This window comes from Nitrospira japonica, from assembly GCF_900169565.1.
In the GTDB taxonomy this organism is placed as follows: Bacteria; Nitrospirota; Nitrospiria; order Nitrospirales; family Nitrospiraceae; genus Nitrospira_C; species Nitrospira_C japonica_A.
Genome location: NZ_LT828648.1, coordinates 325,355 through 348,247 on the forward strand (window position 1 = coordinate 325,355; position 22,893 = coordinate 348,247).

At 61.0% G+C, this 22,893-nt stretch carries 18 protein-coding genes; 9 read left to right on the forward strand and 9 right to left on the reverse strand.

Translation table 11 applies throughout. The annotated features are described in order from the left end of the window. Positions 1 to 473: 473 nt before the first annotated feature. The 4 genes from NSJP_RS01510 to NSJP_RS01525 all read left to right on the forward strand — a co-directional run bounded on the left by NSJP_RS01510 (position 474) and on the right by NSJP_RS01525 (position 4,953). A complete protein-coding gene (locus NSJP_RS01510) occupies positions 474 to 2,399 on the forward strand; it encodes an FAD-dependent oxidoreductase (RefSeq protein ID WP_080885178.1) in 1,926 nt (641 codons plus the stop codon). A 28-nt stretch (positions 2,400 to 2,427) separates the two neighbouring features. Continuing rightward, a complete protein-coding gene (locus NSJP_RS01515; RefSeq protein ID WP_080885179.1) occupies positions 2,428 to 3,168 on the forward strand; it encodes an intradiol ring-cleavage dioxygenase in 741 nt (246 codons plus the stop codon). A 154-nt stretch (positions 3,169 to 3,322) separates the two neighbouring features. Beyond that, a complete protein-coding gene (uraH, locus tag NSJP_RS01520; protein ID WP_080885180.1) occupies positions 3,323 to 3,667 on the forward strand; it encodes a hydroxyisourate hydrolase in 345 nt (114 codons plus the stop codon). A gap of 5 nt (positions 3,668 to 3,672) precedes the next feature. Further along, on the forward strand, positions 3,673 to 4,953 hold the full coding sequence (locus tag NSJP_RS01525; protein WP_080885181.1) for an NAD(P)/FAD-dependent oxidoreductase: 1,281 nt from the start codon (positions 3,673 to 3,675) through the stop codon (positions 4,951 to 4,953). 49 nt (positions 4,954 to 5,002) lie between these two features. Here NSJP_RS01525 and NSJP_RS01530 read toward each other — a convergent pair whose 3' ends face one another. Further along, complete coding sequence (locus NSJP_RS01530) at positions 5,003 to 5,749, reverse strand: hypothetical protein (protein ID WP_080885182.1); 747 nt, start codon at positions 5,747 to 5,749, stop codon at positions 5,003 to 5,005. Positions 5,750 to 6,408: 659 nt separating this feature from the next. On the opposite strand from NSJP_RS01530, the gene NSJP_RS01535 reads away from it, so the two are divergent. Continuing rightward, positions 6,409 to 6,639: a hypothetical protein gene (locus NSJP_RS01535; RefSeq protein ID WP_080885183.1), complete on the forward strand. Its 231-nt coding sequence runs from the start codon at positions 6,409 to 6,411 to the stop codon at positions 6,637 to 6,639. 255 nt (positions 6,640 to 6,894) lie between these two features. Continuing rightward, positions 6,895 to 7,386 carry a hypothetical protein gene (locus NSJP_RS01540; RefSeq protein ID WP_080885184.1) on the forward strand — a complete coding sequence of 164 codons (492 nt, stop codon included), beginning with the start codon at positions 6,895 to 6,897 and terminating at the stop codon, positions 7,384 to 7,386. Positions 7,387 to 7,517: 131 nt separating this feature from the next. Here NSJP_RS01540 and NSJP_RS01545 read toward each other — a convergent pair whose 3' ends face one another. The 3 genes from NSJP_RS01545 to NSJP_RS01555 form a co-directional block, all read right to left on the reverse strand. Continuing rightward, positions 7,518 to 9,752, reverse strand: a complete 2,235-nt coding sequence (locus NSJP_RS01545) for a glycosyltransferase family 2 protein (protein WP_172834084.1) — start codon at positions 9,750 to 9,752, stop codon at positions 7,518 to 7,520. Positions 9,753 to 10,015: 263 nt separating this feature from the next. After that, positions 10,016 to 11,221 carry a HEAT repeat domain-containing protein gene (locus NSJP_RS01550; RefSeq protein WP_080885186.1) on the reverse strand — a complete coding sequence of 402 codons (1,206 nt, stop codon included), beginning with the start codon at positions 11,219 to 11,221 and terminating at the stop codon, positions 10,016 to 10,018. Positions 11,222 to 11,260: 39 nt separating this feature from the next. Then, positions 11,261 to 12,031 carry a hypothetical protein gene (locus tag NSJP_RS01555; protein WP_080885187.1) on the reverse strand — a complete coding sequence of 257 codons (771 nt, stop codon included), beginning with the start codon at positions 12,029 to 12,031 and terminating at the stop codon, positions 11,261 to 11,263. 56 nt (positions 12,032 to 12,087) lie between these two features. On the opposite strand from NSJP_RS01555, the gene NSJP_RS01560 reads away from it, so the two are divergent. Next, positions 12,088 to 13,497, forward strand: coding sequence for a tetratricopeptide repeat protein (locus NSJP_RS01560; protein ID WP_172834085.1), 1,410 nt, complete (start codon positions 12,088 to 12,090; stop codon positions 13,495 to 13,497). A gap of 10 nt (positions 13,498 to 13,507) precedes the next feature. Here NSJP_RS01560 and NSJP_RS01565 read toward each other — a convergent pair whose 3' ends face one another. From NSJP_RS01565 to NSJP_RS01585, 5 genes are all read right to left on the reverse strand, one after another. Beyond that, complete coding sequence (locus NSJP_RS01565) at positions 13,508 to 14,356, reverse strand: D-alanyl-D-alanine carboxypeptidase family protein (RefSeq protein ID WP_197685458.1); 849 nt, start codon at positions 14,354 to 14,356, stop codon at positions 13,508 to 13,510. Positions 14,357 to 14,368: 12 nt separating this feature from the next. Then, entirely contained in the window at positions 14,369 to 15,166 is a 798-nt protein-coding gene (locus NSJP_RS01570; RefSeq protein WP_155969761.1) for a hypothetical protein, read from the reverse strand. A gap of 173 nt (positions 15,167 to 15,339) precedes the next feature. Beyond that, a complete protein-coding gene (locus NSJP_RS01575; protein ID WP_080885190.1) occupies positions 15,340 to 18,018 on the reverse strand; it encodes an MGH1-like glycoside hydrolase domain-containing protein in 2,679 nt (892 codons plus the stop codon). Positions 18,019 to 18,190: 172 nt separating this feature from the next. Then, positions 18,191 to 19,267 (reverse strand): cytochrome-c peroxidase, encoded by a 1,077-nt coding sequence (locus tag NSJP_RS01580; RefSeq protein ID WP_080885191.1) that lies wholly within the window; start codon positions 19,265 to 19,267, stop codon positions 18,191 to 18,193. Between the two features lie 63 nt (positions 19,268 to 19,330). Beyond that, the gene (locus tag NSJP_RS01585; RefSeq protein ID WP_080885192.1) at positions 19,331 to 19,696 is read right to left on the reverse strand and encodes a hypothetical protein; all 366 of its coding nucleotides are present in this window, start codon (positions 19,694 to 19,696) and stop codon (positions 19,331 to 19,333) included. Between the two features lie 140 nt (positions 19,697 to 19,836). On the opposite strand from NSJP_RS01585, the gene NSJP_RS01590 reads away from it, so the two are divergent. Together NSJP_RS01590 and NSJP_RS01595 are read left to right on the forward strand one after the other, a co-directional pair. Next, positions 19,837 to 20,754: a LysR substrate-binding domain-containing protein gene (locus NSJP_RS01590; RefSeq protein ID WP_080885193.1), complete on the forward strand. Its 918-nt coding sequence runs from the start codon at positions 19,837 to 19,839 to the stop codon at positions 20,752 to 20,754. Between the two features lie 176 nt (positions 20,755 to 20,930). Then, positions 20,931 to 22,853, forward strand: coding sequence for a caspase family protein (locus NSJP_RS01595; RefSeq protein WP_172834086.1), 1,923 nt, complete (start codon positions 20,931 to 20,933; stop codon positions 22,851 to 22,853). Positions 22,854 to 22,893 lie beyond the last annotated feature (40 nt).

Here is a 22,893-nt window from a genome sequence, read left to right on the forward strand (position 1 = left end):
GTGCGAATAAGCATTGGTTCGTTAGTCTGTCTTATTCATTACACGCAGTACTGGATAGCAGCTCAGAACTTTCGCCGATCTCCCAATAGCTTTGGCGTTAGCTCCACCGGACTGCCTGACCTGGCACGGCGGATCGAGACTTGCAGTCCTATTTCCTCAACGATCCGTTCTAGTTGCAGGTCGTAGGAGGTGGAGCATGAAAGCATTGCTCGGCAAATGCGGAGATCGAGGGCTGGCCTGGGTGATGATCGGCCTCTTCGCCCTCTTCGTATTGGGACTCAATCTGAACAGCTAGTTCCTCCGGAATCCCTCGCTGGTTCTTTCGTTTCCGATATCTCTGCGTCCGTCACACATCGCACCGATTCCTCCTCGCAACCGCCTCTGACTCTGTCGCCCGTTGACAGTCCCAATGCAGGACCGTAGCCTACTCGTCGACGCGATTCTGCGCCCTATCCATAAGGACTGCATGAGAGATGACCGATCGTTCCAGAATCACCCGCCGAGACTTCTTGGACGGGATCCTCCTTGCGCTGGGTTCCACATTGCTGCCGCCAATGGCACTCGGAGACGGCTTTGACCGGTGGCTGACCGACGACGACTACCCGCCGGGACGGACGGGACTGCGGGGCAATCACCCGGGAGCGCTGGAAACGGCCCATGCCCTTGCCTGGACCGGAAAGCGCGACTGGGGGACGGTGACGGAGCCAGACGGCTCCGACTATGACCTGGCCGTCGTCGGCGCGGGAATCAGCGGGCTTGCGGCCGCCTGGTTCTTTCGACAGCAGAATCCCAAGGCCAAGATTCTCCTGCTCGACAATCACGACGATTTCGGCGGACATGCCAAACGGAACGAATTCCTCGTCGATGGACGGACCCGCCTCTCCTACGGAGGATCACAGACGATACAGACCCCGGGCCGATACAGCCGCATCGCCGCCTCCCTCTTGCGGGACCTCGGCGTGAAATTCGATCGGTTCGTCTCGGCCTACGACATGACGTTTTTCCGGCGTCACGCGCTGCGCCCTGTCACCTTTTTCGACGGCAAGACCTACGGCAAGGCTTCGTTGGTTCCGTATACGTTGACGGACTTGAGTTGGGGAGTTCCCGGCATCGTGCGGTCCGCGCTGTCACCCGAACAGGCCGTCGAACGGATGCCGTTGGGATCGCGCGCGAAAGAGCAACTCCTGCGGATTATGACCGGTGGGGACAATGCGTTGGACCGGATCGCCGCGGCAGCCCGTCTCGGCTACGCCGGCAGCACCCCCTACTTTACGTTTCTTCGCGAACAGCATCATGCGGACGATCCGGACGTCTTTCGTCTGCTTCGCAGCCTGCCGGCTGAATATACCGGCCAGGGAGCCGATACGTTATCAACCCTGGAGGCGCTCGCGCTGGAGTTGCCCGGCATCACGCCGCGCGCCGTCTCCAATCTCGCTCCGGAGCCCTCCAGCCGCTTGACTCTGGATGAAACAGAACCCTACATCCATCACTTTCCGGACGGGAACGCCTCGATCGCACGTCTGCTCGTGCGGCAATTGATGCCGCATGTCGCGCCCGGTTCGACGATGGACGACGTAGTGCTGGCTCCGTTTGACTATGGCCGGCTCGACCGTTCTGATTCTCCTGTCAGGCTCCGCTTGAACAGCACGGTCGTCCGCGTGACCCATGACGGTCCTCCGCATCGGGCAGACCGCGTGTCGGTCACCTATGTACACAAGAACCGCGCCTATCGCGTTCGCGCAACGCACTGCGTGTTGGCCTGCTATAACATGATGATCCCGCACTTGGTGCCGGAACTGCCGCAGGAGCAGAAGGATGCGCTCAGGCAAGCCGCGAAAGCCCCTCTGGTCTATACCACCGTCTCGCTCCGAAATTGGCGCGCGATCCGCGAAGTGGGTCTTGGAGCGGCCGAGTGTCCGGGAAGTTTTCACCAGTCGGTACTGCTTGATTACCCGGTTCGGATGGGCGGCTACGGCCTGTCGGATGATCCGGCTCACCCGATGATCGTGACAATGATCCACGTCCCGCTCGCCGACGATTACGGCACGCCGCCCCGCGAACAGTTCCGGCAGGGCCGCTTCAAACTCTTCAGCATGCCGTTCGCGCAATTCGAAACCGCCGTCAAGGACCATCTCAACGACATGTTGGGGCAGGGAGGATTCGACGCGGACCGCGATATTCAGGCCATCACCGTGAACCGGTGGGCTCATGGCTATGCCTACCAGGGCAGCGCGCTCTATGATCCGGAGGTGGCGCCGGAACGGAGCCATCACGTCTTGGGACGGCGACCCATGGGACACATCACGATCGCCAATTCGGATGCCGGCGCCAGGGCCTACGTCGACACGGCCATCGATCAGGCCTGGCGGGCCGTTCAGGAACTGCCGGTGTCGTCGTAATTACCGTGGTATCGAAAGGAGAGCGCCGATGACCGATCACGTCCTCTTGTCCTCTGTCTTCCGACGGCAGTTGTCCCGTCGAGACACGCTCGCGTTACTGGGCAAGAGCGCCGTCTGCCTGGTCACAGCAGGCCTATGGCCCCGTGTCGCGGGAGCAGCCGGCCCCGATCCGCTCTGCGTCGTCCGTCCGACGCAGACCGAAGGTCCGTATTTTGTCGACGAACAATTGAATAGGTCCGATATCCGCTCGGACCCGTCGGGCGGCGCCATCAAAACGGGAACGCCGCTGTCCCTGACGGTCGCGGCCTCGCGCCTCGGCGGCGGCGCCTGTCATCCTCTCGAGGGTGCCCACGTGGATATCTGGCATTGCGACGCGACGGGTCTCTATTCCGACGTGAAGGACCCGCGGTTCAACACCACCGGTCAACAATTTCTCCGCGGCTATCAACTTACCGATGCAAAGGGCGAAGCCAGATTTCTGACCATCTACCCGGGGTGGTACGAGGGACGCACGGTTCACATTCACGTGAAGGTCCGCGCCAATCCTAAAGACCGGCGCGGCTATGAATTCACCTCCCAGATGTATTTCGACGACGCGTTGACGGATCGCGTGTATGCCGCCGCACCCTATGCGGCCAGGGGACCGCGTACGGCGCGCAATCATGACGACTTCATTTTTCGGCGGGGCGGCAACCGACTCATGTTGGACCCGACGCAGACGGCCGACGGATACGCCGCCACGTTTGCGGTGGGCCTGCAGATGCCCTGAGGTACCGCATCGCGTCGGCAGCGGCAATTGACACGGTTGCGACCGTTCCGTAGCATTTGTGTTTGAGACTCACCCGCCGGTCCCGGCTTCGCCGTCGAGGAGCGGGCGTTTCCCTCACGGCCCCTCTACTGGCAGACACAGGACGCATTGACCGATGAGCGCGATCAGCACCCATGTCTTGAATCTCGTGACCGGGCTCCCGGCCCGCAATGTGTCCGTCGTCCTGGAATCTCAGGGGTCGCTGAGGACTTGGAGAAAAATCGGAGACGGGCGCACGGACGCCGACGGCCGCATTGAAGATCTGGTGCCGCCGGGCGTGCGAATTCAGACCGGCTCCTATCGGTTGACGTTCGACGTCGCGTCATACTTTCGTTCGCAGAACGGCGCGAGTTTCTATCCGGAGATCGCGATCGCGTTCGGCATCCAGGATCCCGCGCAGAGCCATCACATTCCACTTCTCATCGGCCCGTTCGGTTACACGACCTATCGCGGGAGCTGAATAGGATGCCGCCCAAACAGGTGGTGATTATCGGAGGCGGGTTCGGCGGCTTGTCGGCCGCCCGCCGGCTCCGACACGAGCAGGTCGTGCTCATCGACCGCACCAACCACCATCTCTTTCAACCGCTGCTCTATCAGGTGGCCATGGCCGCCTTGTCGCCGAGCGACATCGCCTGGCCCTTGCGCACCGTCTTTCGCTCCCAACCCAACGTGCGGGTCGTCATGGACGAGGTGCTGTCGGTCGAGCGGGCCGGCCGTGTCCTACACGTGCGGCATAGCGCGCCGATCCCGTTCGAGGTGCTCATCCTGGCGCCCGGCGCCCGGCACGCCTACTTCGGGCACGATGAATGGGAAGAGTCGGCTCCCGGACTCAAGACGATGACCGACGCCGTGCTGCTGCGTCAGAACATGCTGCTGGCGTTTGAAGAAGCGGAACGACGGGCCGAAGCCGGCTCCCGGGAGCGATTGACCTTCGTGATCATAGGCGGGGGACCGACGGGTGTGGAACTGGCCGGCGCGCTCGCCGAAATCGGACGCAAGGCCATGGGGCCGGATTTCCCCGCCTTGCGGCTCGAGGACCTTTCCATCGTGCTCGTCGAGGGCGGTCCCCGTCTACTTCCGGGATTCAGCCCCGATCTCTCGGCAAAAGCCGCCACGGCATTGACCCGCATGGGCGTGACCGTGCGCCTGGACAGTCCGGTCCGTAAGGTGGACCGCGGCAGCGTGACCATCGGAACGGAGGTCCTGCCCGCCACGAACATCCTGTGGGCCGCCGGCAATCGGGCCTCGCCGTTGCTCGGCACGGTTGGCGTCCCGCTGGACCAGTCGGGTCGAATCAAGGTCGAACCGGATCTGACGATTCCCGGAGATCCGTGGATATTCGCCATCGGCGATGCCGCCCATTGTCCGGGAAAAGATGGAGCGCCGCTGCCGGGACTCGCCCCCGTGGCGATGCAGCAGGGGCGCTATGTGGCCGCCATCATCGCGGGCGGGGTGCCTCCGGAGCAGCGCCGGCCGTTTGTCTATCGGGACCGCGGCATGCTCGCCACCATCGGCCGCGCCAGGGCGGTCGCGCAGATTGGTCCGGTTCACACCTCCGGCGTCTTCGCCTGGCTGCTCTGGTGTCTGGTCCACATTTTCTTTTTGGTCGGATTCCGAAACCGCGTGCGCGTCATGTCGGAGTGGATCTGGTTCTACCTGACGTTCAAACCGGGTGCCCGGGTCCTATTCGAACGGCCACACGGATTCGAACAGGACCCAATCGTCCAGGGCAAGCGACCCTCGTAAACCGGATCCGGGGTGAGGGGAACGGACACGCTAGAGAATGGCGTTCGGCCTAATTGGGTCTGTAGAGATCAGGATGCTCGTGCTCCCGGTCCGAGCGCATGCCCACGCCGACCAGGGACTGAAAAGGAGCCCTCAGGGAGGCGCGTTCTGCCTCGTTGTCACGGGTGCTTCCTAATAGCAGACTCTGTTGGGCGCGAAGCAGGCTCTGCAGCCGCACGACCCGCGCCGCCACACGTGACAATTCCTCCTCTTCGGCTCGAAGCTGCTCGGCAAGCTGGGCGTGCGACCGAGCCAATTCGCGCCGAAACGATTGCTTCGCCTCGGAAGGCTGCAGGAAATGGAAGTCGCCGTAGACATCGAACCGCGCCATAGGAAACCCCGCCACCGGCATGTGCTCCGGACGCTTCTCCTCCCGCCGTTCAAACCGCCGGACGATTAGGCGGGCGGCATCCCGAACCATCCGCCCTCCCCATTGCCCCGCGACCTTCACGCCGTGTCCGCACTGGACCGCCCCGCGCAGGGTCGACTCTTTCAACGTGATCCATCCCCGTCTGACCCGCACTCCGAGTTCCATGCGCTTGAGGCCATCGCGCGAGACCTGCCAGCCGGCTCGACTTTTCCGACCCAGCCAAATCGCAAACGCGTGACATCCGCTTTCGCAGGTCTGCACGGTTTGCCAACACCATTTCCGAAGCGGGGACGGACGCAACGAAGAGGGATACTTGACCTGCAATTCGCCGGGTCTGATTCTGAGTTGCTTGATAGGTTGAGGTCTGGAGCCGACTCGATGATTCATGCGGCACCTCCAACAAGAGTAATAAATCGTCAGCGGAAGAACCAGCCTTGAGCAATGTCGCGACGCCGGCGTGCCTCGCTCGGGCTGTGGAGAAACCGGCCGAACCTGGCAAAACGGCCAATCCTGACGATTTCAGCACACGAGCAGTGAGAGTCGGACGCGAGGCCCGAGCCTCACCGGAGAACGGACATCAACGGGACGGGTGCTTCCGTGGCGGATCGCACCCGTGTCGATAGGCTGGATACATGAGCAGGCCGGAGGAAAATATCTTGCACCCGGCGTCTTGCGGCAACGCTGTCCAACCTCCTGTGTCCATAGACCTATCTCTACCGATCACCGATCAATTAGTCAATGGGGCTAGGGTCTTCCCCGTTCTTTGCACCGCACGGTGGCCCGACAAAGGAAAGTGAGCGACTTCGCTCTTCGAGCACTGTGCAGGACCGAAACATTCCCAGTTTCTATCCCGGTGGCACCCCGACCAGGTCTGCCGAATGCTCGTATTTCCTCGAAAATCTAGATATGCCATTACACCAATCGACATCCGTATTACTGTTTGAGATGGGAACGGGACTTGCTCTGCTAACGAACCCGTGAGTTCTAAAGTTCCCCGTACTCAAGTGACGCTTCGAACGCCTCCCCTCAGCGAGAAGGAGGGGTCCATGCCCGCCGTGCAACAGACAACCGATCAGATCTTGGAGGCTGTAAGAGAACATCCCGACTGTACCCTGGACGAACTGGTGGAACATCTTCCGGCCTTCCACTGGTCGCACATTTTCCTCGAAGTCGATCACTTGAGCCGCACCGGCAGACTTCAACTCATCCGAACCGGATCGGGATTCGTCACCACGCTCCGGATATCGAAACCGCGGCGTGCGGATGAGCGTTCGTGACCGTGAGCGCGAGTCAAGAGATGGAAACCGGTGGAGGCACTGGCGACAGTTGCCCCTGTCGACCGGCTTGATCTCTCCGTTCTTCCTGGGAGAGACCTCCACCCCCATTTCCATCCTCTGCAAGACCCTCCCGACGTTGACCGGCCGCTGCGCCGGCTTCATCATTCGCCAGATCAGGCTTGAGCTTTTTCCCACGAGCAGGTACCATCCCCGCCCATCGGCTTTACTCATTCACGCATGAGGGAGGACAGGGGCATGCGCATTTCAGAACAGAGAGCCATCGTGTTCGCAGCATTCTTGGGGTTGATGGCAGGCGGCTGTGCAAGTGACGGGACCACGGGTTCCGGAAATGGGGCTACGGCCGGCAGCACGCCCAGCTCAGCACCGGCCGCCGCGCCGAGTTCGGCACCTGCGGCTTCCAGCGCCGCCGGGACCGCGCCGAAGTTCGCCACCGCCGAAGCCGCGGCCAAGTCGGTCCAGACCGATACCTTGCGCAATTGTCTGGCGATGATTCCGGCCAATGCCACGCCGGGAGCGAAGCAAGTGGCGGAAGAAAGCTGCAAACGCGACGAACAATTGAGAGCAAACGTCGTGGGCATGGCTTCGACGAAGAGCGGCGACAGGGCCGCGTCCGGAACTCAGGGCGACACATTGGACGCCTGCATGGCGCGCATCCCGAAGGATGCCAGCGCCGGCCAACGGATGTTGGCCGAGCAAAGCTGCCAGCGTGACCAGGCAAACCGCTGAATCCGATTTCCCTCGCTTCGGTGTCCGGGAAGGTTCGTCGCAGGACCTCCCGGGCACCTCCCCCGTTGAGCGCATGTCGGAATCATCCCGGGGTGAATGGACGTCCACGTCCGGGCACGCCGCACGTCTTCCTATCCCACAATGGTGACGATCATGTCGAAGAAGGCGGTCAGACTCCATAACGCCTGGCGGGAGAACGGTCTCGTCCTGCGCATGGGCTGCACCAACGCGACGCACAAGGCCGTGGAAGAGGAAAGCGGCGCGAGCAGACGATCGGAAAACCGGCCGGGCTTGACGTATCGGGCGAGTGTTTCCCGTGCGCTCAGCGCCAGGTCTTGGCAGGCTTCCGTCAAACCGATGAACTGCCCGACTCCGTAACAAAGGAGTGCCAGGTTGGCGAGCGCGAACGAAGCGGAGATCCACCGTCCCTCTGATCCGTGATAGAGCGCGAGGCCCGCGCTCAACAGGATCATCGACAACTGCAAACCCAGATCCAATCCCGATGTCCTCGTGCGTCCGGAAACTTTCGGCGTACGGCGGAACGGAATCTTCGTGCCCGCCGCCATTTGCCGGAGGGAAGTCACGGCGCCCGCGAGGTGGACCGGAATCAACAGCAGATTGAGCGCATAGGCGCGCCCCAGGTCCCGGATCGGACGATACCCGGCCAAGGCCAGGTCCCGTGCATACAAGATGAAGTAGGGAAGCGACGCCAGGGGCATGGCCGGCGTCATCAAGTCCGAGGAGAAAGGAATCGACAGCAGCAGCACCACGCTGAGCGGCGTCAGCGCGAGCGACGTCAAGTAATGCACTTGCAGCAGCGCCTGAGGTACCGTGGCCGGCCGCTTGCGCGTGCGCCATAGAAATTCCAGCAGCTTCGGCAAAATGATCAAGCCGCCGTTGGCCCAGCGCGCCCGCTGAATCACCAACGAGCCGAAGTCCGGCGGGGTCGCGCTGTAGGCCAACCGGTCCGGATAATTGTACAGCGTCCATCCCTTCGCCATCAGGTCGACGGTCGACTCCGTATCTTCGATCACCGTCCGGTCCTGAATGTACCGGCGCACGGTGATGCGTCCGGTTTGTTCGATCTGGCAGATGTCCTCCAACGCGGACTTTCTCAGCAACGCATTGGCGCCCACCCAAAACGTCGCGGCGAATCGTGTGAATCCCTGATGCACGAAATACTGGATATCGGTGGTCGCTCCCGCCGTCCGTTCCAACGCCCCCGGCGCATTCGGAAACGCGCTGTACGGCGTCTGGGCCACGGCCATACGCGCCTGATCCGGCTGCTCCATGATCGAGACCAACGTCCTCGCGTAATTGGGCTTCAGCAGACTGTCGGCATCCAGCGTGATGACGTAGGGCGAATCCGGGATGACGCGACTCCCGATCGTCGTCCGGGTTTCGTCGAGCAACACCCCGTCCGCACGCAGCACGGGCTTGACCCGTTTCCCCATGACGCCCAGATAGCTGTTCAGGTTCATCGCCTTGTTGGGTTCGTGCGAGAGATTGCAATACTGCTTTCGTTCGAAGACGTCGAACTCCACGAGAAAGCGGCCGGAGAGACGTTCGTACACGGCGTCCATTTCGGCCGCGATTTCCTCCGGCACAACGCCCGATCGGTCCCGCCGTCTGCCGAACCATTGCCCGGCGGACCGGCGCATCTCCTCCCCGGGAACCGTCAGCACTTCCCGGACGAACCAGACATCCGTATGCGACTGGATCGGATACTGTTTCGCCTGATCCTCGAACCATTCGGCGGCATGCAGGAACGCATCTGAGAGCCGGACACACTCGGTCCCCCAACAGGATTCCGAAGAGGAGCGGTTTCGGAATTCGCGGCGCGCCCGCGCGATGCACTCAGCCGGCCGGGCCATGCTCGTCTGCAAATCGAACGGGACAGATCGGGCCGACCAGAGCGCCGTCCGGTCTGAATGGGTCTTGGGCGACGGGGGATCATCCAACAGCAGTACGACTCGCTTATTTGGGTAATCCTGCAACGCCGCTGAGAGCAGTGTTTGGCGGACGACGGGAATTTCTTCCTTATAGGAAGGGACGAGAATGGTGAGGGCGGGGGCGATGTTCTCGGAAAAGGCATCAGGAGGCGGATCGGCCGATGCCTCCCCATCGCGGCACCCCCTGGTCAGCCGGCCAAGCCTGGCCAGTTCATAACACAGATTGCCGTAAACCAGATATCCGGCGATTGCAGCAAAGATCACCGCCTCGATCGCGCGTCCGAGTTGCCGTTGCTCGATCGCGGTCCAGGTTACAGTTCCGACCGACCATGCCAGCATGGCCGCCGCGACAACCGTGACCGTCAGGGAAACCTGCGTGAGTCGGAGTTCGAACGCTTGCTGATTCGGTGACATCGGAATTCGAAAAACCTCTGCCCGCCAAAGCAATCGCGGTGCCATTCCAAGCAGCGGCTGCGGGGGATCGGAAGTCCAATCTTTCGCGATGTCGATTCGAGATTGTTCTCATACGTTCGTCTCGGTTGCAGGCCATATCGCCTCAACGTGAGGCTGAATTGCAGAAACCGCGCTGACAAATAGATCGCGCCTCAGCCTGTGGATACCTGTGGATAACTTTCACCTCACTCTTTGGCGCGAGGCCGGAACAATCCGGCCGGACGTCAGAACCCCAATGCTTTTTCGAGGTCGTCCTGTCCTTTCTTGAACTGCTTCTTCTCCGCCGCATCTTTCTTTTTGGTCAGCGCCTCGAGTTCCGCTGCCTTTTTCTTCTGGGCCTCATTCTCGGCCTTGTTCGCCAATTCTTGCTTTTCCTCCGCCAGCGAGGCGACTTGCGCCGTCTTGATGGCATCGTCCGTCGCCGTCATCCAGGAGAACCGGTATCCCGGCTTCCTCAAGGCCTGCTCTTGATACAGGACGACATACCGGGTGGGATAACTGCGCTGCCCGATCTGCCGTTCTTCCAGGACATAGACGGTTGGCGACCCAAAGAGATTGGGCTGATACGAATCCAGAAGAAGCCGGCCGCCCTGCCGTGCTCCGACCGAAGCGATCTTCTGCATGAATTCCGTATAGGCCTGCACATTGGTCGGATCGGGTGGCTTGCTCTGTTCCATCTGCTTGGCCTCCGCCTCCTGCGCGCTGCGCATCGCTTCTTCCTCATCCTGGAACTGAAAGCGATACTTGTCTTTGAACTCTTCGAGCGGGAACGGCCCCTTCTTGGCTTTGCCTTTGAAGAAGCTCGCGGCCTCGTTCATGTTCTTGGCCAAATAGGACAACCGACCGAGCGATTCGTCGCTCCAATCGAACAAGTAGAGACTGTTCGGCGCGACCGGCAAACCGAGCTTCGTGGGATCGGCCGGTCTGTCCGGAACGCGCCCGGTCCTCATGGATATGAGGCGCTGTTTCAACAAGGACAGCGCGGTCCCCTTGCCCCGGCCGATCATCTGCGAGACCGCTTGGCGCACGTCCGGCACCGGATCGTTGGCCAGGGGGGCCAGCACGTCCACGTCGCCGTCTTGCGGTCCGATCATTCCGATCGCATCGGCCGCGGCGATCCGCAATTCCGGCGCGTCGCTCTTGAAGACCGGAAGAATCGACAAAAAATAAACGCGATCCGCCGACGAGCCCAGCGTGTGCAAATCGTCGGTGAGGATGTCGATCGCGTCCTTTCTGAGCTTGTCGCAGGACGCCTCCTTCGAAGACTGGGCACGGCAGTCATCGAGATACTTTTTCACGAGGACGGTCTTGGGTGAGGGAGCCGCGCCGGCCGCCGGTTGAGCCGCCGGCGCGTGTGACGGAGAGAACGACAACAGGATGCACGCGCAGGCGGCGGTACAGACCCATTGGATACTCGACATGCTCGTCATGAATATTCCTCCTGCCTCGAGACGAGGCTCAACACGACGCTAATTGAGGGCGGCTTCGGAATTGCCGTACATGCGGAGACGCTGTTCCGCCTGGTTGAGCCGCTCGCGTTGCGCGTAGGCCTGTTCCAATATCATCTTGGTGCTCTTGTCCAGTTTGGTGAGGCATTTCAATTTGAGGTCCGACAGTTTCTTTTCGAGAAACGTCTTGTGGGCCCGGTACGCTTCGACTTCCGATTCGGCGCGCAATCTGAGCAACCGCGAGCTCATGCCGGCCTCCAGGATCTGGGGAAAGCTTAGATAAAAGTCCCTGTGCGCTTGTTCGTGCACGTGCTCCGCATCGATGATGTCGTCGCAGTTGCTCTTCTTGAAGTCCTCGTCGAGAACGGTCTCCCCCTCTTTGCTCAGACCGGCCACCTTTTTCAGGGTCTTCTTTTCCTGCGCGGGTCCCTGCTTGATCAGATCCCGCCATTGCGACGCCGGCGCGCCGGTCAACTGGACGAATTTCTGGTTCAGATCGTCATTGGATTGCGGCAGATTGACGTCCCGGTGGAGTCCGCGGGCCCAGGCGAAGATTTCCTTCCAGATCTCTTCCGACTTCGTCGTCCTGTCCAGCTGGGCCTGGAGCTTATCCAGGTCGTTACACGTGCAGGGTCCCTCGGCATGCGCGGTCCCGCCAAAATCGGCCGGCAGCAGAGATAGGCCGGCCAGGCACAAGGCAAACGAGCCGGCTGCCGCTCGATGCGTCCAGGCACGGCGGACGGATTGGAGCCGACCGTGGCGGGTCGCCCCTTCGTTTCGTGGCAATGACATGTGTGGGTCTCCTTTCTCTATACTCCGGCGCTGCAAGAGAGTACCTTGGTTCAACCGTGAACGGCGCCATCGCTGCATCCAATCGCCAGATCATTTGTTTGATGATCCTGACCGCCGTGGTGTACGCGAACGCCTTCTCCGGATCCTTCCAGTTCGACGATTTTTCCGCCATATCGGAGAATCCGCATCTGGGCAGCTGGCGCACGTTTGTCGGCCATCTCGACCATATGGTGCGGCCGGTGCTGTACGCCACGTTCCTCGCGGATCGCACCCTCTTCGGCGGGAACGAAACCGGCTACCATATCCTGAATTGGCTGCTCCATCTTGGCTGCGGGATTCTTATGTATCTGGTGCTCACTCACGGCGTTACGGAGCAGGAACGGCACGTCCCCTTTTGGACTGCGGCGTTTTTCCTGGTCCATCCGCTTCAGACCGAAACCGTGACCTATATTTCCGGACGCGCCACCGGCCTGATGGCCTTCTTCTATCTGTCGGCCTTCGCGCTCTACCTCAAGGCGACGGAACCTCGGGTGGACGGGCCGACGCAGCGGCTTTATCTCATCGCCGCGCTTGTCCTGTTCGCCTTGGCTCTCGGCTCGAAGGAGACGGCGGTGACCTTTCCACTCGCGTTGCTGCTCTGGGATATGACGATACGAAGGCTGACCGGCGCTGCGCTTCGCCGATCGTTCATGTTCCGCCATGCGCCGTTCTGGCTCTTACTTCTTGCCGTCGCCGCCGCGTGGATCTTTTGGCATCCCCGCTATCTCGCGCTCGCGCGGTTTAGTCTGGAGATCCGCCCTCTGACGGAGAATCTGCTGAGCGAAGTCCATGCGCTCTCCTACTCGTTACGCCTGCTGTTCTCCCCCTGGGAACAGAACTTCGATCATGATCTTCCCGTTTTCCACTCGGTGTTCCAATGGCCGCTGCCGCTCGATCTCGTCATCCTGGGCGGTTTGGCTGCCGCCGCGCTATTGACCCTCCGGCGCGTCCCGTTGTTCTCCTTCGGCATCGGCTGGTTCTTCCTGCAGTTGATCCCCACGAGCATCATCCCGCGCAACGACCTCTTGAGCGAACGGAATCTCTACCTGGCGTCGATCGGACTCTTGCTTGCGATCGTGATTTCAGCTTCCCATCTGGCTCGTCGGCCCGTCGGAGTACCGCCACTGCCGAAGATTGCACGGATCGGCACCGCGGCTCTTGCGTGGCTGCTGATCTCGACGCTGGCGCTGATGACCATCCAGCGGAACGGACTGTATCGCGGTCCTGTGCTGCTCTGGTCCGACGCGATCGAGAAATCTCCCCGCAAGGCCAGACCGCACAACAACCTCGGCCACGCCTACGCTCTGCGAGGCGACTGGGACAATGCCATCGAAGAGTTCCGGACCGCGGCCAGGCTCGATCCCGACTACGCTCTTGCTCAAGAAAACCTTCGAGCCGCCTACCTTCATCACATCGGCCGTCGGTAGAACCCGCCGTTCAGTTGCTCGACTGCTGCAAGACGGCATGGCCGTAGCGGAGCAGCCTGGTCGCCTGTTCCCAGCGGTCCGTGACGTTCATGCCCACGAGCAGCAGGCGATGGCCGTCCTTAAACATACTGGCGATGAGGCAGCGCCCGGCTTTGCTCGTGTAGCCCGTCTTGACGCCGTTCACGTCCGGATCGAGCAACAGTTCGTTGGTGCTGTGAAGCGATACCTGCCGTTTGCCGTCGACGCTGGAGATCTCGCGCACGACCGTCCGGACCATCATCGAAAACTCGGGCGCCTGCAGGGCCTTCCCGGTCAAGGCCGCCAGATCCGCCGCGGTGGAGAAATGGCCCGGCGCATCGAAGCCGCAGGCATTGACGAAATGCGTATCGGCCAATCCCAATGCACGGGCCCGTTCGTTCATCATCATCACGAACCGGTCGGCGTCTCCCCCCACGTGCCAGGCGACCGCTTCGCAGGCGTCGTTCGCGCTCGTCACCAACATGGCGGTGAGCAAATCGCGCAGTAAAAATTGTTCACCCGCATGAAGCTTGAGAGAGGATCGATGCACGAGAGCGCGCCCGTCGACCTGCACGACCTGGTCGGGAGACGCAGTTTCCAACGCCACCAATGCCGTCATGATTTTCGTCAGGCTGGCAGGCGGGAGCCGCCGTGCCGCGTCCTTTTCGAAAAGTACACGACCGGACCCGAGTTCGACCAGGTAGAGGGCCGATGCGTGAACAGCCGGACGGTCCGGCGGCCCGGCTCGCGCGTCCTGTTCGAAGGCGGCACAGGGCCATGCTGCACCGGCCGTCATCACCAGTGCCGCCGATAGCGACCCGACGAGAAATCGCCACTCCATGCCGTCGAACGACTATCGGCCGAACAGACCCTTCATGAAGTTGCCGGCCTTATCCGCGGCGGACTCCTCGGAGGGCGCTTCCGGTTCCGGCGCCGGCGGAGCCTCCTGCGGCATGGCCTGTGGCCTGCCTTGGCCCCGCCCCATGTTCGGCGGCGGCGTCCCGCTCACGTCGGGCCTGCCCATCGGCTGTCCCATCCCCTGGCGTCCCATGCCCATCATGCCGCTCATGTCGAATTTCGTAAATCCCTCAGGGATCTCGAAGAGTCCCGGGTCCTGGGCTCCGATTTTCAGATTGCTGAGCTCCGTCAGCATCCGCTTCTTCTCGTTGCCTTCCTTATAGAGCAGGTCCTGCTTGACGTTGATGCCCTCCCGTGTCCGCCAGGAAAAGCCCCCGAACTTCTTTCCGTCCGTGCTCGTCGCGATGGTCTTGTACTTCGTGACTTTGACACCGTTCAAGGTTTCCTCGCCCATCGCCGTGTCTTCATAACTCCATTGGGACGGATCGCCGCCCCTGGACTGCCCGCCGCCGATGGGATGCTCCATGTACATCTTCTGCGACGGCATGACTTGCCACACCACTTTGGTGTCATACCGGTAGATCTGAACCGCCCCTTCGCCGCCGCCGGTCAACAGCTCCTTGCGCTCCTTGGTCGGCGTCACGAAGACACGTTGCTGGATCGTGCCTTCCTCGTTTTGGACCGTCTCATCGGCCGAATACTCCGCCTGGGGCCGTCCCATCGGAGCCGCATAGGCAGGCCACACAGCCGCCAGATTCACCAGCGCGATCACCAGTGCCATGACGTATGACATGTCGAATCCCTCCTGAAGTTGGTCGCGGACGCCTGCGTGCGGTTTGCCGCCAAGCTGGAAACGGAAAGAATGAGCGCAGAAGAGAAGGCACATGAAGTGGCCAGAGGGTACCCCCTCAGGCGAACGAAGTAAAGCCTCCCGTTGGTGTCGGGCGGGGGCCCTCCCCTTCCGGCTTATTCCCCGCTCTGTTGGATCAACTTGGCCACCAGACTCGTCCATCCGCACTGATGGCTGGCTCCGATGCCGGCCCCGTTGTCTCCGTGGAAGTATTCGTAAAACAGCAGGTGGTCGTGCCAATCCGAATCCCGTTGGAACAGGGTGGTGCCGCCGAACACGGGCCGCAGACCGTCCCGATCGCGGAGAAAGATGTGGGTCAGGCGGCGCGAGAGTTCGCACGCGATCTGCCAGAGCGTCATCGGACGGCCCGAGCCCGTCGGGTATTCCACTTTGAACTCGTCTCCGAGGAAGTAATGGAACTTCTGCAGGGACTCGATCAGCAGATAGTTCACCGGGAACCAGACCGGCCCCCGCCAGTTGGAATTGCCGCCGAATATGCCGGTGCTGGATTCCGCCGGTTCATAATCGACCCGATGGTCGTGCCCCATGATCGACAGGACATAGGGATGGTCCTCGTGGTACCGGGACAGGGCGCGGATGCCGTAGGGCGACAGGAATTCCCGCTCGTCGAGCAGGTACCGCAGCACGGACTGCAGCCGCTTACGATGCACGATGGAGAGGAAGCGGCGCACGCCCCCGTCGTAGGTCTTCGTCTCCACGTGCTGCGCAAAGTCCGGCCGATTCTCCATGAACCATTGCATGCGATGCTTGAAGCGGGGCAGTCGGTCGACCAACTCGGAGTCCAACGTCTCCACGGCGAACAGGGGAATGAGGCCCACCATCGAACGCACCTTCAAATGACGCGTCTCGCCGTCCGGCAGATGCAGAACGTCGTAGAAAAATCCGTCCTCCCGGTCCCACAGCTCGATCTTCGCCCCGCCGATATTGTTCATCGCCCGGCAGATGTATACGAAATGCTCGAAGAATTTGCTGGCGACGTCCTCGTAGGCCACGTTCTCGCGCGCGAGTTCCAGCGCGATGCTCATCATATTCAGGCAGTACATCCCCATCCAGCTGGTCGCATCGGACTGTTCCAGACGTCCGCCGGTCGGCAGCGGGGCGCTGCGGTCGAAGACGCCGATGTTGTCGAGTCCCAGGAATCCGCCCTGGAAGATGTTCTTGCCGTCCACGTCCTTGCGGTTCACCCACCAGGTGAAATTGAGCAGCAGCTTGTGAAAGATCCGTTCCAGAAAACGCCGGTCTCCGACCCCCGTGCGTTTTTTTTCGATCTTATAGACGCGCCAGCAGGCCCAGGCATGCACCGGGGGATTGACGTCGGCGAAGGACCATTCGTACGCCGGAATTTGTCCGTTCGGGTGCATGTACCACTCGCGCAACAGCAGCACCAACTGCTCTTTGGCGAAGGTCGGGTCCACGAGCGCGAGCGGAATGCAGTGAAAGGCCAAGTCCCAGGCCGCGTACCACGGATACTCCCACTTATCGGGCATCGAGACGACGTCCGCGTTGTACAGATGCGTCCAGTCCGCATTGCGGCCCCGCAGCCGTTGACGCGGAGGCTCCGCCTCCATGGCATCGCCCTTGAGCCAGCGGCTGACGTCGTAGTGATAGAACTGCTTCGTCCAGAGCAATCCGGCAAACGCCTGACGCTGCACGCGTCGCGCATCCTCGGACAATCCGGCCGGAGCCAGCGCGCCATAGTACTCGTCCGCCTCGCGGATCCGCCGGTGGAACACCTCCTCGAAATCCGCCCCCGTCCCGCCGCCGATTCCATCGTGATTCACAAAGCGCAGTCTGATCGTCTTGGTCGAGCCGGCCGGCAGAACCAGCGCGTAGTGCGCCGCCGCCTTGGTCCCGACCTGATCCGGGTTCACGGCCTGTTTCTCGCCCCGCACGACATACTCGTGAAAGGCATCCTTGGCGTACCGCGGCCCGTCGGCATCCCCGAAGATACGCAGGGCGTTGGTTTCGTTTTCGGTGAACAGGAGCGCAGGCTGCCCATCGCACAGCAGGCGGCGCATTCCATAGTATTCATGCGTGGTTTCAATGACGCTGGCACCCTCCTTCGGCTCGCCTTGGACCAGGCGCGGCCGGCGCATGTCCGCCCCCCAGGACCAGATGTTGCGGCACCACAGCGTGGGCAACAGGGTCAATTCAGCCTGATCAGGCCCACGATTGACGACCTGTATGCGGATGCAGAGATCTTCCGGCGTCGCCTTCGCGTACTCGACGAACACGTCGAAATAGCGACGCTCATCGAAGATGCCGGTATCGACCAACTCGAATTCCCGGTCCCGGCGGCCGCGCTTTCGATTTTCCTCCACGAGCCGTTCGTAGGGAAACGCAGATTGCGGGTACTTGTAGAGAAACTTCATGTAGGAATGCGTCGGCGTCGAATCGAGGTAGAAATAACATTCCTTCACGTCCTCGCCGTGATTGCCTTCATGCCCGCTCAGACCGAACAACCGTTCCTTGAGAATCGAATCGCGGCCGTTCCAGAGGGCGAGGGCGAAGCAGAGGTACTGGTGCCGGTCACAGATGCCCGCGAGGCCGTCCTCGTTCCAGCGATAGGCGCGGGATCTCGCATGGTCGTGCGGAAAGTATTCCCAGGGAGTGCCGGCGGCACTGTAGTCTTCGCGGACGGTTCCCCACGCCCGTTCGCTCAAGTAGGGTCCCCATCGTTTCCAATGGGCCGAACGGCGCGCGTCTTCGACGAGACGCTGCTGCTCGGCGAGTTGCGGGGAGGGCGACGGCGAAGAGGTGCGTGAACGCGCCATAGGATTCCTGCCGAAGGTCGCCGGATCGGGAACCGGCGGCCTGCCGCAGGCTAACAGGGTGGCTGGAAGAAAACTAGCCCTGCGGGCTGACCCGCAGGGCGAGGAGACGCCGAGGCCTCTTCATGAAACCATCGCACGAAGAGACCTCGACAGAATGGAGGGAACGCGGCGGTCACCGAGGAAACACCTTCGGTGCCTTGACATGTTGCCATCCTTCTCCGTTGAGCGATCGGAGAAAGACCACGACGTCTTTCTTTTCCTGGTCGGTCAATTCGAGCGGAATGATCGTGTTGTCCCGGTGGGGGTTCTCGATCCCCCCCTGATTGTAAAATTCGACGACCTCTTCCAATGTCTTGAACCGCCCGTCATGCATGTACGGAGCGGTGCGGGCGATCTCACGCAACGTCGGCGTCTTGAACGCGCCGATATCTTCCGGATTCTTGGTGACCATATAACGGCCCAAATCCACGGTATTGTTGTCCCATCCGATCCCGAGGTTATGGAACTTCTCGTCGGAGAAGTTGAAATTCGAGTGACAACGGACGCAGCGGGCCTTGCCCCTGAACAGCTCGAGGCCGCGCTTGGCTTCCTCGGAAATGGCGCCCTCCTCTCCTCCATAGTCGAACCGGTCCGCCGGACTGTTGCCGGACAGTATGGTGCGCTGGAAACTGGCGATCGCCTTCGCCACCCCGTCCATGGTCACGTCGGTTCCGAACACGTCCTTGAACATCTTGCGGTAGCCGGCGAGCTTCTTCATTTTGACGAGCATATCGTCGTAGTTTGCAAACCCATGCTCGACGGGGTTGGTAAACGGCCCGATGGATTGCTCCTCGAGCGTCGCGGCGCGTCCATCCCAGAACTGCGCCTCGGCAAACACGCGATTGAACGCGGCCGGAGCGCTCCTGCCGCCCTTGAGGTTGAACACGCCCGTCGATACCGGCTTCCCATCGGTGAACCCCTTGCCGGGCAAGTGGCAGCTCACGCACGCGACGGTGTTATTCTTGGAGAGGCGATTGTCAAAAAATAATGTGCGGCCGAGTTCAACCTTGGCGGCCGTCAACGGATTGTCTTTCGGGACATAGCTGTTAGGATCTTCCAGCCCGAGCAGTTGGGGAAGTTTGACCACTTCGGCGGATTTGGCGGCGTCCTTGGCCGTCTCCGCCTGTCCAATCATCGCCCACGTGAAGATCGAGAGACTGGCTCCGACTGCCACGGCCATGCCCACTTTGACCAACGATCTCTGCTTCATCGCACGATCCTTTCTTTCTTGAGCGACGGACGCGGGGTCGGCCCCCGCCCCGCGTCCGTCGGATTATTGCATCTGTCCATGCGGTACCTGGCGGCGGTAATCGATCGCCAGCTGATCCGCCTGCTCGGCCGCAGCCCAGAGTTGACGGGCTTGAGTCCGGCGCCGACTCGCCTCTTGATCGCCCACGCCCAATTGGGACTCGTACCACCGGGCTTCCCATTCGGCACGCGCGGCGAGCGCACGAAGGTCCGAGGCCTGCCTCTGATATTGCGCCGTCAGCTCACGAGCTTGATCCTGCGAAACAAACCGCGGGCCGGCCGGCTGCCCCGACGCAGCGGACGTATCGGTCATCTCGGCAGCGCAGCCGGAAAGGAGCATGACCGCGGCCAATAACCCGGCCTGAGCCGTATGTGTGGCTTGTGTTTTCATCGTTTCCACCCCTCTCTACCCGAGATCGTGTTCGGCGGTTTTGTCGCTCGGGCACCCATACGATACGCACCTCCATATGATTAGTCCAATTGATTGTTGATTCGATGATGATTTATATTATTTATTGACTGGATCCTACGATGACGCTGACCGAGCTGAAATATCTGGTGGCAGTTGCGCAGGAGCGCCACTTCGGGAGGGCGGCCGAACGGTGCCATATCAGTCAGCCGGCGCTGAGTCTGGCCATCCGAAAGCTGGAGGAAGAGCTCGGGACTTCGGTGCTGGAGCGGCGCAAGAACCAGATCACGTTGACGGCGCTGGGCGAGAAAGTCGTACAACAGGCTCAGCGGGTCTTGGAGGCGGCGGAACAGATCCCGCTCATCGTCGCGCAGGGCAAGGACCAGCTCGTAGGGGTCTTCAAACTGGGGGTCATTGCGACGGTCGGGCCGTACATTCTTCCCGACCTGATTCCCCTGCTCCACAGGCGCGCGCCTTCGATGCCCCTGGAGATCGAGGAAAACCTTACCGTCAATTTGAACCAGATGCTGCAACATGGGCAGCTCGACGCCATCATCGTGGCGCTGCCTCATGAAGAGACGGGGATACTCACACAACCTCTTTATGAAGAACCATTCAAAGTCGTGATCCCCGTGACCCATCCTTGGGCCAAGAAGAAACGCATTGAGACCGACGACCTCGGCACGGAAAAGGTGATCCTTCCGCACGCCGGACATTGTTTTCGACGGCAGCTTTTGGACCATTGCCCGGAAATCAGCCGGTCCGACCGAGAGGGCATCCAGGGCAATTCCCTCGAAACGATCAGACAGATGGTGGCTTCAGGTTTGGGCATCACGGTGCTACCGTGCAGCGCCTTGTCTCCCAAACATCACCACAAACGGCTGCTCGCCATTCCCTTCACCGATCCGGTGCCGGAACGGCAGATCGGATTGGCTTGGCGGAAGGGTTTTGCCAGGCCGGCCGCACTGGAGGCGATCCAAGAAACGGTGCGTTTGTTGAAAATTCCCGGGCTGACAATGCAGAAAGAAAGCCACGTGTAACTATGCGATCCGTTGGAGGCTTGAAATTTGGAACTTGGAGTTTGAAGCTTGAGAAGCCACGAGGCTTGCGTTCATATTTGGCCGTTGCTTTTTAGTCGAACCAAGAGGACAATTCGGCGACATACATGCGGATCGAGCCCGGGTCGGGCCATGCGGTGTACGCAAAGAGAGAATCCATGCTTCGGTCGTGTTCACGGATTCTGAAGCGATTCCGCCCTCACATTCTGTTCTTCCTTCTTTTCCTCTCAACTCCGGCAAGGGCCGGGATCACAATCGACGGTCGTGATGCGGCCGACTATGTCTCCGAGCAGACCGGTGAAGTCTGGGCCGTCGTCATCGGAATCAATGAGTACCAGTATGCGCCAAAGTTGAAATATGCCGTGTCGGACGCCAGAGAGGTGGCGCGGGTGTTGGAGCAGCAGGGCTTCCAGACCACGGCGTTGTTCGATCTTCAGGCCACCCGCCGTGCCATCGTCAGCGAGCTGGGCGGAAAGCTCGTGAAGAAGGTGTCTCCCCGCGACCGAGTCCTCATCTACTATGCCGGACATGGCGTTGAGCAAAAGGTCGAAGGAGGCAAGGTCATGGGCTACCTCCTTCCGGTGGACGGCGAAATGGACGACTTCGCCGGAACCAGTATCAGCATGGGACTGATCAAAGAGCTGGCCGACGCGCTGCCTTCGAAGCACGTCTTATTCGTTGTCGATTCCTGCTATGGAGGAATCGCAGGACAATCGTTTCGCAGCGCGAACCGGTCGAAAGCCACCGAAGACTACGTTCGCTTGATTACCAGGGAGCGGGGACGGCAGGTCATCACGGCCGGAGGCCCGGATCAGGAAGCCCTGGAATCTCCGGAATGGGGTCACAGTGTGTTCACCCACTATTTCCTGAACGGCATCGAGCAGGGATTGGCTGACCTCAACAACGACGGCATCATTCCCGCCTCCGAGCTCTATACCTATCTGGACAGCCGGGTGTATGCCGCCGCGCAGCTGAAGGGGCATACGCAGAGACCCGAACTGTGGTCGCTGGCAGCGGACAAGGGCGAATTCGTGTTTATATACGGGGGAAAGTCATCCCGTCCGACCGCTGAAATGTCCGCCGGGACGACACAGCCGCCCGAACGAGCAGCCGGTACCGGTCGACCAGGAACACCGATGCCCGTCGATCAAGACTCCCGAACCGGCATCGCCCACTACGCCACGAGACCACGGGTTACTTCATCGGAATCCCAGAATCCCGATTCCGGATCCACCGACGCCCCAGATGTCCGGGTTCTTGACCGAGATCCGGCCGGCTGCACCTGGGTCGGTTCAACCGCTCGGGTGCCGTTCGGTGTCCACAACACGAGACATCAGGCTCAGGCGCAGGCGGTCTCCGTAGCGAGGGCGAAAGCCCTGCGCCGCTTTCTCGGCATCAAGGTACAAAACAGTTTTGTGGATTTCATGCAGGCCAACGATCTGAAGGACCAGGCCTCCTTGACTCAGCAAATCCTGCACATGACGCAGGAAGGGCACATCCTCAAAGAACAGATCCTGACATCCCGCGTGGAACACGGGACCTCCTGCCAGAGTTGCGAATACGAGGTCGCATTGAAAGACTGCCTGCTTCCCTCCTCCGACCGGATCGATCGGAATTTCAGAGTCTCCCTTGCAATGAGCCGGAGCACGTTTCGCGAGGGAGACGAAGGCCTTCTCTATGTGAGTGCGACCAAAGACGCCTACGTCCATATTTACAGCATCGACGTGGACCAGAATGCGGTTCTTCTGTTTCCCAACGAGTACGCGAAGGACAATCTCATCCGCGCCGGGCGGCCGTTCATCTTCCCGAGCGAGGACCTGCGTCAGCAAGGGATGAAACTGAAAGCCCGCCTTCCGGCCGGGGCATCGAGCTCCGCCGAAATGATTCGGGTGATTGCGACAAGCACGCCCATGCCTCTCCCGCTCCTCGACCCCAATCAGGACGACCGCGGTCATCCTGGCTCCCCGGTCGAAAAGGATCTGCAGGCCAGGGGGACATACCTGTATCTGGTCGCGAAACTGCTTCGCGCCAAAGTATCGTGGGTGGAGGACGGCCAAGCTTTCACGATTCATGCGGACTGACGGGCTTCGGCGGAAGGATCGGGAGATTGAGCATTGACCA